The sequence below is a fragment of the Curtobacterium sp. MCJR17_020 genome, assembly GCF_003234365.2.
Lineage (GTDB): Bacteria > Actinomycetota > Actinomycetes > Actinomycetales > Microbacteriaceae > Curtobacterium.
On sequence record NZ_CP126261.1, the window covers coordinates 88,230 to 101,020 of the forward strand.

Annotated in this window: 12 protein-coding genes and 1 pseudogene; 6 read left to right on the forward strand and 7 right to left on the reverse strand. The window is 66.2% G+C overall.

The window, feature by feature from the left end; genetic code table 11:
* Positions 1–277: 277 nt before the first annotated feature.
* From DEJ14_RS19125 to DEJ14_RS19135, 3 genes are all read right to left on the reverse strand, one after another.
* The gene (locus tag DEJ14_RS19125; protein ID WP_111085130.1) at positions 278–739 is read right to left on the reverse strand and encodes a hypothetical protein; all 462 of its coding nucleotides are present in this window, start codon (positions 737–739) and stop codon (positions 278–280) included.
* 85 nt (positions 740–824) lie between these two features.
* Complete coding sequence (locus DEJ14_RS19130) at positions 825–1,412, reverse strand: LPD29 domain-containing protein (RefSeq protein WP_111085131.1); 588 nt, start codon at positions 1,410–1,412, stop codon at positions 825–827.
* Positions 1,413–1,498: 86 nt separating this feature from the next.
* The gene (locus tag DEJ14_RS19135) at positions 1,499–1,702 is read right to left on the reverse strand and encodes a hypothetical protein (protein ID WP_111085132.1); all 204 of its coding nucleotides are present in this window, start codon (positions 1,700–1,702) and stop codon (positions 1,499–1,501) included.
* Positions 1,703–2,226: 524 nt separating this feature from the next.
* Between DEJ14_RS19135 and DEJ14_RS19140 the strand changes: the two genes are divergently transcribed.
* Entirely contained in the window at positions 2,227–2,367 is a 141-nt protein-coding gene (locus tag DEJ14_RS19140) for a hypothetical protein (RefSeq protein WP_284180446.1), read from the forward strand.
* Positions 2,368–2,743: 376 nt separating this feature from the next.
* On the opposite strand, the gene DEJ14_RS19145 is transcribed toward DEJ14_RS19140, so the two are convergent.
* Positions 2,744–4,174: a ParB/RepB/Spo0J family partition protein gene (locus tag DEJ14_RS19145; protein WP_111085133.1), complete on the reverse strand. Its 1,431-nt coding sequence runs from the start codon at positions 4,172–4,174 to the stop codon at positions 2,744–2,746.
* Positions 4,175–4,397: 223 nt separating this feature from the next.
* Here DEJ14_RS19145 and DEJ14_RS19150 point away from each other — a divergent pair.
* The 3 genes and pseudogenes from DEJ14_RS19150 to DEJ14_RS19160 all read left to right on the forward strand — a co-directional run.
* A pseudogene (locus DEJ14_RS19150) lies at positions 4,398–5,042 on the forward strand (SGNH/GDSL hydrolase family protein); the annotation flags it as partial.
* A gap of 1,154 nt (positions 5,043–6,196) precedes the next feature.
* Positions 6,197–6,583: a hypothetical protein gene (locus DEJ14_RS19155; protein ID WP_111085134.1), complete on the forward strand. Its 387-nt coding sequence runs from the start codon at positions 6,197–6,199 to the stop codon at positions 6,581–6,583.
* A 591-nt stretch (positions 6,584–7,174) separates the two neighbouring features.
* Positions 7,175–8,407 carry a DUF3500 domain-containing protein gene (locus tag DEJ14_RS19160; RefSeq protein WP_111085135.1) on the forward strand — a complete coding sequence of 411 codons (1,233 nt, stop codon included), beginning with the start codon at positions 7,175–7,177 and terminating at the stop codon, positions 8,405–8,407.
* A 723-nt stretch (positions 8,408–9,130) separates the two neighbouring features.
* Here DEJ14_RS19160 and DEJ14_RS19165 read toward each other — a convergent pair.
* Both DEJ14_RS19165 and DEJ14_RS19170 read right to left on the reverse strand, forming a co-directional pair.
* Entirely contained in the window at positions 9,131–9,601 is a 471-nt protein-coding gene (locus DEJ14_RS19165; protein WP_111085136.1) for a DUF1772 domain-containing protein, read from the reverse strand.
* A gap of 132 nt (positions 9,602–9,733) precedes the next feature.
* Positions 9,734–10,096: a DUF4267 domain-containing protein gene (locus tag DEJ14_RS19170; protein WP_111085137.1), complete on the reverse strand. Its 363-nt coding sequence runs from the start codon at positions 10,094–10,096 to the stop codon at positions 9,734–9,736.
* Between the two features lie 207 nt (positions 10,097–10,303).
* Here DEJ14_RS19170 and DEJ14_RS19175 point away from each other — a divergent pair, with 207 nt between their 5' ends.
* Complete coding sequence (locus DEJ14_RS19175) at positions 10,304–10,762, forward strand: TetR-like C-terminal domain-containing protein (protein ID WP_284180453.1); 459 nt, start codon at positions 10,304–10,306, stop codon at positions 10,760–10,762.
* Between the two features lie 325 nt (positions 10,763–11,087).
* On the opposite strand, the gene DEJ14_RS19180 is transcribed toward DEJ14_RS19175, so the two are convergent.
* Positions 11,088–11,774, reverse strand: coding sequence for a TetR/AcrR family transcriptional regulator (locus DEJ14_RS19180; RefSeq protein ID WP_111085139.1), 687 nt, complete (start codon positions 11,772–11,774; stop codon positions 11,088–11,090).
* A gap of 78 nt (positions 11,775–11,852) precedes the next feature.
* Between DEJ14_RS19180 and DEJ14_RS19185 the strand changes: the two genes are divergently transcribed.
* Positions 11,853–12,608, forward strand: a complete 756-nt coding sequence (locus DEJ14_RS19185; RefSeq protein WP_111085140.1) for an SDR family oxidoreductase — start codon at positions 11,853–11,855, stop codon at positions 12,606–12,608.
* Positions 12,609–12,791 lie beyond the last annotated feature (183 nt).

Genomic DNA, 12,791 nt, shown 5'->3' on the forward strand with positions numbered 1-12,791 from the left:
CTATATGGGTAGCCTTTTCCGCACATTCTTCTACTATTTTTTACCGGGCGGCACTACTGTTGGCAGGTCGTTGCATATGCATTATCTGACACCAACGCTCGACGTTTACGAACGCGCGGCCGGGGCATCGATAACGGCGGGAGGGCTGGCTATCCCCTGGCGCATTAGCGCCGTTCTGCTATTACCGTCACCTGACAGAAATAGCGTGCTGCGCATTCTCTAACTGTGTCGCCCCGGCGCTTTTCACCATGTCGCCGACCGTCACCGCCCCGGCGGGTCAGCCCGCGACGGGGTGCGTGGTGCTGGTCGCGATGGTCTGCACGGTGACGTCGTCGTGGTCGCACTCCCAGAAGGACATGCGCACGTCGTCGGCGATCGATTCGGGCAGCTGCTCGTTCGTCCACGCCGTCGATGGAAACGAGACCGTGACGGTGACTGTCGTCATGGGGACGGTCGACGACGGGCCGTGGCCGGCGCCGCCCCACTCGTACTGCCACGCGATCGCGATTTGTCCGACGGGGCCGCCGTGGTAGCGGTCGAACACGGCCCGGTGCTCGTCGTCGGTGTGCTGCGGCGGCCGGGTGCAGGTCCAGCGGGTGCCGTCGACGTCGTAGGTCGTCGCGGCGCACACTGACACGCGGGGGTCGACGTCCGCGCCGGGTGCCATGTCTGCGGCCGGGGCCTGCGGGTCGGCCTGCTCGTCGGTGAGATGGGTGGGGCGTTCGTAGGTGATGAACATGGGCTGCGCTTCTCTCTAGGCTGGTTGGGGCAGCGGGGATGCACGTATGGGTACGGGACATCCCCGCCGCTGCTGTCGCGACGTGTCACTTCCTCCTCGAAGCGGCGCGGCCCTTCCGGCTACTGGTGGGCCGGGGTGGGGGGGTGAGGTCGACGCGTTCGAGCACGAACCGGACCGCCGACCACGCCGACAGGGTCGGGTACGGCCACCCGCGGCCGCCGGCGCTGAACTCCTCGCCTCGGCCGTCGGTGAGGTCGTGGTGGCCGTTGAGGGTGCCGTGCTCGTCGCAGAGGACCAGGTGCCGCATGCTGCTGTCCTCGCGGACCACACGCTGCGCGGCCAGGCGACCTGCAGGCGAGTAACCCCGGGTGATGATGATGCCGTCACAGGAGTACCGGACCGCGGTCGGCATCTCGTCTCCGTCGCCCGTGACGAGGGTCGTGCCGTTGTCGTCGTAGCTGTCGGTCTGCCCGTTGAACGAACGCCCCTCGAACCGGCCGGTAATTGCCTGGACCTGCAGGTGGGTCGGGCCGTCGTCGTAGGTGACGTTGATCCACGCGGCCGCGGTACCGGTGGAGCAGCGCACGGAAAACTTCACGCCCGGGAACCGGGTGCGCAGTTCCTTGCGGAGCAAGGCCGCGACGGCCTTCGTGGGGAGGATGGTGGTAGTCATGGTGGTACCGGTTCCTTCGGGATCGGTTGTGGGAAGAGTGATTAGGGGCGGCCGGGACCAAATTGGTGTTGGTCCCGGCCGCTTTCTCACTCCCCGCGGTCGTGCGTGAAGGTGTCGACGAACGTGGTGAAGTGCGGACCTGCCACCGAGGCGGTGTGGGTCAGCTGGTAGCCCTGACGGGCGCGGACCCGGAGGTCTTCGTCCCGCTCGGCGATCTTCGCCAACTGCCGCGGAATGTCGTTCTCGTCCACGACCGGGACGATGGTGGTAACCGTGTCGATGTGCTGCATGTGCTTCTTCCTTCCCTCTCGTTGTTTTGCCGTGAAGGCGACTTGTCGCCGCTAGGACGAGCGCCCGGAATGCAACCGGTCGTGGAATATATGGAGGGGACCCGCTTGCGGGGAGGGGCCGTTTATGCCGCGAAAGCCGGTTGCATTCCGGGTGATCGTCCGTACGCTGCCGAAGGCTTCACGGCAAACCAACGGGCCGCAGGCCCAGACAGTGCCGGCGCAGCCGGTTCCGCCCGGAGCGCAGCGACTCCCGGCCCCTGGCCGGAAGCCTTGGGCTAGTCAGCCCATGACCGAGCACGCAGGACGCCCCGCCACGCGGCCACGTCGGCGCCTGTTCCGCGCGATCGGCGAGCACTTCGGCATGTTCTAAGCCGAGACTTTGTGCAAGATCGCACGAAGTGAGGCAGAATCATGCGAGCGCATCGACGATGCGAGCTCAGCGCTCTGAGGGGGCGCATCGTCGATGCTGCCGTTTCCGACCCGAGGGGAGCTGGCCTATGTTGCTGCGGAAGCATGCTGAAGAGATGCGTGACATGTACGCGAACGAGATCGCTGCTGCTGTCCACGGCGGCGAGCCGCCGTCGCCGCTGCAGGTGGAGTCGTGGGCGCGGTATGACGTCGCGGCACGCGGCGGAGATCCCGCGGCCGCGTTCCCGCCATCCTGACCCGGGCGGACCTGACTACTGCCGGAGGCGGGCAGGGTCACGCTCACGGGTATGCGTGATCGCGACGACCCGGACCAGGATGACCTTGAGTGGGTGTTCGAGGACTTCATTGAGGACCGCGACACCATCGAGCGGAGCACCCCACCGGCATCGCCGCGATGGCCGCTCAGCCGCCGGAGGCTGTGACAGCCGCGAGCTCCGTCGAGCGGCTCCGGGGTGCTTCGAGGGGGCGAAGCCCCTTCGAGTCACGGCGCAGCCGGGACGCAGCCCACGGACACCAGAACGGCCCGATGGGACATTTCCGGTCCTCGATGGGACACGAACCGGTGCCGGGTGGGCGTGAGGGCCGCTGGCTGCGACCCTCACACCGGTTCACCTACTCGGCTGCCTCGATGGTGGCCGGGGCTTCGTCGTTGGCTGATGCTGCGCCGGTGACGATCTGCTCGACGTGGGAGAGCGTGTAACCCCACGCACTCAACTGGTTGAGGTACGGCACCGCCACGGTGTCCGCCATGCCCCACCCGTAGCGGCCGACGTTCGTTTCGACCTCGGCGAGGGCGAACGCGAACGCGACGTGCTGCGCCTTCCCGGGACGCTTGCTGGCCCACTCGGCCGCGTCGGCGTCCTCGGGAACGCCCAGCAGGTCGGTCACGCGAACCCCCTGGCAGTAGTAGTCCCGCGTCCCGGCGATCAGGACGGATGCGGTCCACCGGGCCGCGTCCTTCGGGAGCGTCTTCGAGCCGACGAGTCCGGTGAGCCAGGTCCGGCGGACTTCGCTTGCGGCGGTCCACTCGTCCGCGAGGCGGTTCTCCCGCTCCCGGCGCGCTGCCGCGGCCTCGGCCTCGGCGGCGCGCTCGGCTTCCTGCTCCGGCGTCAACTCGGGCGCGGGGCGGTCGCAGAACGCCCGCGCCGTGTGCTGGTCCGGGGTGGTGCACACCGCGGTCACGTGGGCGCTGTCCCCAGAGGCCCGGACGAGGACCGCGTGGCCTCCGCACGCGGCGGCGTGGGCGTCCTCGTCCAGGGCGGGCAGGAACACCTGCGGGTCGTCCTCCGGTACCGGCTCGTCAGACAGGCCCGTCAGGCGCTTCCACCCGCCGCTGATGTCATCCACGACGGCGACGCCCTGCTCGCGGTACTGCTCCTGAACCTTCGCGACCTCGGCCGCGGCGATCCGGCGGTTGCGGTGCTGCTGGGCGACGAACGGCAGTTCGTCGTCGTAGCCCTCGCTGATGTACTCGTTCAGTTCCGCCGTGGCGTCCTCGTCGCCCTCGAACTCGGCCAGTAGCAGGGCCGCGTCGAACGACACCTGCCGGTCGACCACGGCGGCGGTGGCGGCCTCGGACTTCGCCACGGTCAGGGTCGCCTGCACCTGCTCCTTGTCGGTGCCGGTCTCACGGGCGATCCCGGCGACGGAGAGCCCGGCGAGTTCCAACTGCCGGTACGCGTTGAGCCGGTCACCGTCCGTCAGCGCGGTACGGCGCTCGTTCGCGACCAACTGCTCCGCGATCCGCTGGGCAGGGGTGTCGCCACGCTCGGTGACAAACACCGGAACGGTCGTTCCCGCCTCGCGGGCGGCGAGGACACGCATCTGCCCGTCACGGACCACCACGGCCCCGTCAGCGTTCCGGTAGCCGATCGTCAGCAGGAGGACCCCGTGGCGCTTCACGGACGCCAGGAACGCGGCGTCGAGGTCGGCCGCGGTGCGGACGTTGTCCTCGATCACGGCCTCAGAAGCCGGGATGGTGACGAGGTCCACGCCCACCGCGTCAGCGGTGTCAGTGGTGGTGGTCTGGGTGTTCTCGGTCATGGTCATGTCGTTTGCTACGCTTTCCGGTAGTGACCGGGTGCGGGTCCTGGCAGTTTCCGTCTGTCGGGAATTCCGCACCCGGTCTTTTCTATTCGGTGGGTGCTACTGCGGGTGTTACTGGTCGAGCGCCGCGGTGAGCGCTTCTGCGTGGATGAGAGCGGCGCGTGCGCGGCCGAATGCGGTCATGACCGCCGTGTACTGATCCGGTGACAGGGACCGGGTGGCGTACGCCAACCTGGCGATCCGCGGGCGGCTGCTGCAGCAGATCATCGACGAGCAGGTGGAACCGGCGCTCGCGCTCCGTCCGGACCTGGTCACGGTGTCCGCCGGGGGCAACGACATCATCCGGCCGGGCTCCGATCCGGACGAACTCGCCGAGCGGGTGGACGCGATGGTGTCGCGGCTGCGGAGCGACGGCGCCACCGTCGTGCTGTTCACCGGGCCCGACGTCGGCATGACGCCGGTGCTCGGCATGGTGCGCGGCAAGACGGCGATCTACAACGAGAACCTGCACGCCATCGCCCTGAAGCACGGCGCACTGGTGGCGGACATGTGGGCGCTCCGGGTGCTCCGCGACCCGCGCATGTGGGCACCGGACCGACTGCACCACTCCCCCACGGGGCACGCCACGATCGCCGCCGCGGTGCTCGACGCCCTCGGCGTGCCGCACGGCCTGGAGCCGTTCAACCCCGAACCGCTCGAGGCCCGGCCGTGGCGTGAAGCCCGCGCCGAGGACCTGGGCTGGGCGAAGGAGTACCTGGTGCCGTGGGTCGTCCGGCGCATCAAGCACACGTCGTCGGGCGACGGCGTCTCCGCCAAGCGCCCCGAGCTGCAGGACGTCGTCGAGCACAAGTCCGACACCCCGTAGCGGTCAGTCCGCACCCGTCAGGCGCCGGGACACTGGGGGCTCTCGAGCACTACCCCGGGCGGCGATGTGGCCATAGTCACACGTAACACGACCGTTCGGGCGTCAAAAAGACGGTCTCCAACGCCGAAGTTGCGACCGCGACGAGCGGACGCCCCATCTACCGGACCACAACCCCCGCCGGTGCTTCCAACGCACTCAATTTGACGGCCAGCGATCACTGACACAGCTACGCTCAGCCCCGCTCCAGGTCGTTCGTAATGTGAATGCCGCGAGGCACACCGTCTCCAACGAACGGAGGAGCAGTGGTTGCTCAGATCGCAAGTGGCAGACGCTTTGCCGTTGGCGGCGCACACTGTCGAGGGACTCAGCCCGCGAGGTGCTCCTGGAAACGGCGACGCAGCGGTCACGTGCCCAGTCGCCGCGGTCCCCTGCACCGCTGCGCGAAGTCCGACGGTGAGGGAGTTCTTCAAGAGCATCGCGAAGGTCTACCCGAACAAGAAGTACGCCAGCAACTCCTGCAGCATCGCAAGCAGCTGGCCTGCTCATGCCCTGTCCGAGTAGCTTCCAGAACCGCGCCTCCCAACTCCGCTGCTCCAGCCTGGATCCCATCTGCAACACTCCGAATCACGGTGATGTTGCAACGACCAGCTGAACCCAAGCGCCCTATTCGGGTGCGCGCCGCAGCAAGAGTCTGATGTCCAGTTGGGGCTGACCTCAACTGGACGACTTGTTGTCGATGGCCTAATGGTTACCGAAACGCAGCCCTGAGGGGGATGCGGAGCATGGTCGATAGCGCCTAGACAGGACGCGCGCCTTGGACCGGCTGCGAGGGGCAGTCGGGGGCGCTCTCTGAAAGAAGGTCGGCTGTGCCTATCAACACGAAACCCGCTCTGGCTGCCTCCGTTGCAGCATGTGCCCTCATCGCAACTTCCCTGCTGGCGGCCGCGCCCGCGTCAGCGGCAACGAACGCCCGGACCGAACCCAACTCCACACTCGCTGCCGGTGCACCCGCCGACGCTCCCGCATACGACGCATCGGTGCCAGCCCCGGGACCTGGGGACCTCACCTGGTCGCAAGCGCCGTCGGCGACCACCGGCAGCGCTACCTTCTCCGCCGCGGCACCCGCAGCTACGGGCGGTGCCAGCACGCAGGCGGTGACGCCGATCTCGGCAGCGAACGGTCAGCGCTGCACAATCGACACAGGCAACGTCTACAAGCGGAAGTCTGGCGGGATCTATCCGTACGGCGCGGTCGGCGGCCACCCCGCGACTCAGTGCACCGTCATCATGGTTCGGATCTCTCAGACCACGGACATCTACAAGACGGTGTGGTGGGGACTGCAGAAGGTTGCGGGGCCGTTCAACTCGGTGAACGCAGGACAGGGGCGGCTCGAGCAGACCTCTCCAACCCGGAAGTGTGATGACCTGCGCGAAACCACCTTCCGGATGATCGTGCGCAGCACCGGCACGTTCCCAACCGGCAGCACCGGTACGGCGTCCGCGTACGAAGAGGCGAAGCTCCCCTGCGGCACCAACCCGTGAGCTGAGTTGGCGGGGGCTATCAGCCCCGCCAACGTCCGGACTAACTGACCGCCGGTCCGAACTCCACATGCCCAGGCCCACGGTCGTACCGATAGCCCAGTGCAAAGCGCGTCCAGATGACGCCTTGCGGGAACCGCGCTTCCACCTCGTCCGCGAACCGTGATGCCTCCGGCTCCGTCGCGAACACTCCAAGCACCGTGTTGTGAGGGGACTCGTCATGCAACACGATCCACACTGCCGCAGGCGCCGCAGTCTCGTTGTCACGGCGACTCCTTCGCGATCTCCACACCCCTCAAGCATCACCCTCGCTCACTGCCGTCCGCAACCGACCAGCGCCAGACTCATGCTGCTCGCTAGTTCGTTCCGCGGCACGACGAAGTCAACCCAACCTGCAGCAGTCCCTCCGGAGCCACACGTCTGTATGGGGAAACGTGAACCCCCTCACCGTCGCCTAAGAGGACTGACACTGTTGGCCGGTCGCTGGCCGGTTGCCCGGATTCGTTCAGAGCCGCGACCCAGCCGTCTCCAGCTCTTCCAGGGACCACAGCGACGTCATAGGGAACAGCAAGAAGTCGATCGCAGAGTCGTTGCATGAGCGACCACACAGAATCTCCTACGCATCAGCGCCTGCATCGATCGCGCATCCTCGTCGGCACCAGCTTCCTGCTCGTCAGCGGACTCGCCCTCGCGGGCTGCACTGCTGGCTCCACGACGTCCTCCTCGAGTTCCTCGAGTTCCTCGTCATCGTCGTCATCATCGGGAAGCACGATCACGTCGTCTGCTGAGGCAGCCAGCACCTCCGACTCGTCGACGACCGCGGAGACGATCGCTGCGACCGCCATTGCGGCCGAGGCGTTCCTCGACACCCTGTCCGAGGAGCAGCGCGAAGCGGTGCTGTACGACTACGACGACGAGACCAAGACGACCTCGTGGTCGAACTTCCCCGTGACCTTCGTCGAACGAGCGGGCCTGAACCTCACCGACCTCACCGAGGAGCAGCAGACCGCCGCGATGGCCGTGCTCGAAGCGCTCCTGAGCAATGACGCGTACGAGACCGTCACGAGCATCATCGGCGGCGACGAGTACCTCGCCGAGAACAGCAGCAGCACTGAGGACTCGCTCGGGCAGTACTACATCGCCTTCTTCGGCGACCCGTCCGACACAAGCGCCTTCGAAGTCCAGTTCGGTGGCCACCACCTCGGCATCAACGCCACGCTCGACGGCGACGCAGACGCGATCACGTTCGCACCCACGCACCTCGGCGTCCAGCCCGCGGTCTACACGGACGAAAACGGCGACGAGGTCCAGCCCTTCGACGGCATCTACACCGACGCCTTCGCCTTCTACGATTCCCTGACGGAAGCGCAGCAGGCGACCCTGACCTCGGGCGACGTGACGATGTGTGCGCCCGGCGACACCTGCGACTACACCACCGGTGACGGCCTCACCGGCGCGGACCTCACCGACGAGCAACGCGAACTGCTCCTCGACCTCATCGCGAACTGGTCCGGCATGGCAGACGCGGAAAGCGCCGCGACGACCCGCGCCGAGATCGAAGCGACTCTCGACGACACCGTCATCGCCTGGTCCGGGGAGACCACCTACGACATGAGTACCGGCGACGGCATCAACTTCTCGATCTCCGGACCGAACGTGTACGTCGCGTTCCAAGCCCAGCAAGGATCCGCTGGCGCCGACGTCGACGGGGTCGCCACCTCCGGGTGGGGACACGTACACACCATCTACCGCGACCCCTCCAACGACTACGCGAACAGCGTCGACCAGCAGGCCGCGACCGGCATGGGCGGTGGCCCGGGTGCGTGAGTTGGCGATCCCATCGCTGCGAACTCCCCCGCCGACATCGACTTGAACCGACAGCCCCCCACATCGCGATCGCGTACGGTCACGACGAGCTCACACGCCAGCGGGATCGCTCGGGTCGACTACGCGGAGACGTGCGCACAGCACAGTCCACCCCTTCCCCGGCTCACGTCCCCGCAGACACGGACTCAATCCGCCCGCTCGAGTAAGTGACTATGACGAAATCAGCTCGCTCGTGATGCCCATTAGCCGATGGGTCACTGGACGAGAGGACTTGGTGTTCAGGGGGCCTGGAAAGTCGGCGGCCTGGGGTACCTTCTGCCCAGCGTTGAAGCGGACGTAGACACTGAAGTCGGCGGCAAGCTCGGGGTTCTTGACTGACGACTCCGAGGAGTCGGGCGGCGTGGGTGTGAGCGGCCCGGCTCGCGTGGTACCCGCCGGTGCTGATGCCTCGAAGGCCCACAGCTCGTGCATCGAAACCGTACTGGTTCGGGTCGTTCTCCAGCCAGTCCAGGACGCTGCTCACCAGCCGGTCGGTGGAGGTTGGGTCAACGGGTGCCGCTGGGCAGTCGCCGGTCCCCGGGATCTCGAAGGAGATCCTGGCGGAGCCCTGCTCGAGGTGTCGCTGATACTCGGGGTGTTTTCGGTTCGGTAGGCGTCGAGACCGCACACGAACAGCAGTACCAGCCAACCGCTCGCCGGAAAAGGGCGCCTTCGATGGTGGGGTCAGACGATCAAGCTGATAGCCAGAACCACGAGCCCGATACCGAGCAAGGTGGCGCGCAGGACGATGACTGCGTCCCATCGTGCCTGCAGACCGCGAGCGTTTTCGGCGGTCCTTCCGGCATCTGCGGCGGCGGTCAGGACACGGTTGATGGGGGCACTGATCCTGGCGTAGACCAGCAGCCAAGCCACCCACGCCACGACGGTACCCGCGGCCAGGACCAGCACCGACGTGTTGCCGGCGAACCCGCCCGTGGCGGCCGCTACGGCGGCGAACAGGAGCCCGATCACACCGGGGACCGGCATCCTCTTGTCACCGTACCGGTGCACGTTGCCCATTACCGCGGTGAGCGTACTGTCGTCGATGCGAGCCAGCGCAGGCCGTTGCACGAGCGCGCAGAAGGCGTCCGTTCCGAACACGAGCGCTGTACCGCACAGCGAGATGATCGCGGCCATGTGCGCGAACTCGATCATGACGCCAGCTCGAATCCAGTGATCGTCAGCGCGGCGGTGGCGATGAGCGTCAGCGGAACGATGCGATTGTGCACGGGAAACATGGGACTGCCTTTCGGAGAGGATATGAGACCGGGATGTGGGGCCTGTGCGCTAGACGAGGACGAGGGCGATTCCGGCGAGGATCAGGACCGCGGCGGTGGCGCCATGGACGCTGAGCGCCTGAACAAGCACTCCCCCGTTGGTGGCGACGATGATCGCGTCGCCGATGGGCGTGATCACCGACGCGAGCAGTGCCCACCCGAATGCGTGCGGACCGGCAACGGCAAGGACCACTAGCGGCACGATGCCGGAAGTGATGTCCCGGATGCCCTTGATGCTGGTGAACGCCCGACGGCGGTCTTCAGCCACACCGAACCCGGCGGTCGCGATCCTCGGGGCGACGATGAAGCGGGCACCGATGAAGAGGACGAACAAGCAACCGAGGACAGCGACGATGAGCGCGGCAATGAGCATGAGTAACGACCTTCCCAGTTATCTAACAACGTTCCGTAACGAAGGTAGCGACCCTCCCCGCCGTTGTCTACTCTTGTTATATAACGAGCGCTTTGGTACGGTCTGCGCATGTCTCCCCGGCCAGCTCCAGATCTTGACCTTCGACGCGAGCAGATCACTCGAGCCGCCCGCGACGTAGCCGAAGCTGAAGGGTGGGACGCCGTGACGATGCGCCGAGTCGCGAGCGAAATAGGCGTGACGCAACCTGTGATCTACTCGGCCTTCGCCGGTGGCCGGCAGGCGATCATCGACGCCGTTGCGATAAGCGGCTTCGAGGCGATCGCGACGGCTTTGACCTCACTGCCACCCGAACCAGGCACACGAATGCAGGCATACTTGGACTTCGCTAACGCGCAGCCGAGACTGTACGAAGCGATGTTCTCCATGCCTTCCGGACTCGAGTTCGGAACCGGGGCCACGCCTGAGGTCCTGCAGCGCGCCTTCACGGGCATACAAGAAGCTTTCCCCGCTGCCGACGACGCAGCGGCGGAACTTGCCTGGGCGACCGTCCATGGCCTTGCCACGCTCGAAATCAGCGGACGCTTGCCGACCTCGAAATCACAGGCCCGCCTCGATCACGCCTGCAGGGCCCTCACGCAAGAAAGTCGTTGCGGGGCGGATCTCTAACGAGTCACAACCAGGTAGCTGGTCGGACGACCTTCTATCAAGCCATCGCAGCGGACGGGCCGGCACCCGCCCAGCCGGCGGCCGAGTCGGACGAATGTCACGCCGCAGGGACGGACAGATAGCCGAAGAGTCACACCACGAGCCGGGACCGGTGCCAGCCTGCCAGCCAGCCCCAGGCCAGCCAAGGACCATTAGAGATAGCCGATCGTGTTCCGGTACTGGTGGAGCGTACGAGCGACCCCGCATGAACACTAGGTAGCACAAGTTGTGATTATTCACGCTGTTTTGCATGTTTCTGGTCAAGTTGAAGGGACGTGGTTGGCGGTCATGCTTCGGTCAGGGTCTGCAACCACTTCGTGAGTAGATCGGTCTCTTGCTTGCCAAGCCTGTCGGGGTGCTGGTGTACATGGGTGAGGATCGCGGCGATGTCTGCTCGTGGTGCGATGGCCTGCCGAGTGATCCCCGTGATGGCGGTGATGACGCCGTCTCGCATCGCTGCGGAGAGTGCGAGGTCGCTCTGGGCGAGCATGATCTGCCGCAAAGTGAGGCCGATGTTCGCGGCGAGAATGTGAGCGGCCGCTTGCTCGGCGGATACGACGAGCCGGCCCTGCTTGACCGCTGCGCGCGTCAGGTTGAGCAGGAGACGGCTTGGTTCCGCCTGTACATCGGGGGCGTGTCCTGGTCGAACAGTGCCGTACATGAGCGTGTAGTACCCGGGGTTGGCGAGCCCGAACGCGACGTGCGCGTCCCACCCGGCACGGAGGTCTTCGATCGGATCGCCGCTGCTTTCGTGCGCGTTCTTCGCCGCCACGTACAGGTCGAACCCCCTTTCAGCAACAGCGTCGAGCAGGCCCTGCTTGTTGCCGAAGAAGTGGTACAGCGTCGGCATCTTCACGCCAGCGGCTTCGCACACCGCACGCATCGAGATGTCCTCGCCCGGATACTCCTCGATGCGTGCGGCAGCAGCATCGAGAAGCCGAGTTCGGGACCCTCGCTGAACAACTTCTGTCATGCCGCTACAGTACCTCGTGTATCGTCAGCCTACGCGCTGTGTCATGGCGTTACACGATCGGAAGCGGAAGGAACTGGGATGACCATTCAGACATTGCAGGGCAAGAACGTCCTCGTTGCGGCTGGGGCGAAGAACCTCGGCGGGCTGATCAGCCGTCAGGCGGCGGAGCAGGGCGCAAACGTCGCGATTCACTACAACTCGGACGCCACCCGCCCGCAGGCGGAAGAGACCCTCGCGGCTGTGGAAGCGGCAGGCGGTACGGGTGTGCTGCTGTTCGGTGACCTGACGTTGCCGGGGAACGTGGAGCAGCTGTTCGCGGATGGGGAAGCGGCGCTCGGGAAGATCGACGTGGCGGTGAACACGGTCGGGAAGGTACTGCGCAAGCCGATCGTCGATACGTCTGAGGCTGACTACGACGGCATGTTCGACATCAACAGCAAGGCGGCGTACTTCTTCATCAAAGAAGCCGGCAAGCACGTCGCGGATGGCGGGAAGGTCATCACGATCGTGACGAGCCTGCTCGCAGCGTTCACGGACGGGTACTCCACCTACGCAGGCGGGAAGAGCCCGGTGGAGCACTTCACCCGCGCGGCGGCGAAGGAGTTCGCCAGCCGTGGCATCTCGGTCACTGCGGTTGCGCCCGGCCCGATGGACACCCCGTTCTTCTACGGTCAGGAGACCCCGGAGCGGGTCGAGTTCCACAAATCCCAGGCCATGGGCGGGCAGCTGACCAAGATCGAGGACATCGCCCCGATCGTGACGTTCCTCGCCACCAGCGGATGGTGGATCACTGGACAGACCATCTTCGCCAACGGCGGCTACACCACCCGCTGACTCCGTGGCCGCCATGCGATCAGCCCCGAACCGACCGCATGGCGGCCTCCTCGCGTCACTGAAAGGACACACGCGATGACCACACAGACGCACCCCGCCGACCTACCCGGACCCGTCGCCGCGTTCGTTCACGCGATCAACAGCGCCGACACCGACGCATTCGTCGCGCTCTTCACTGAGGAC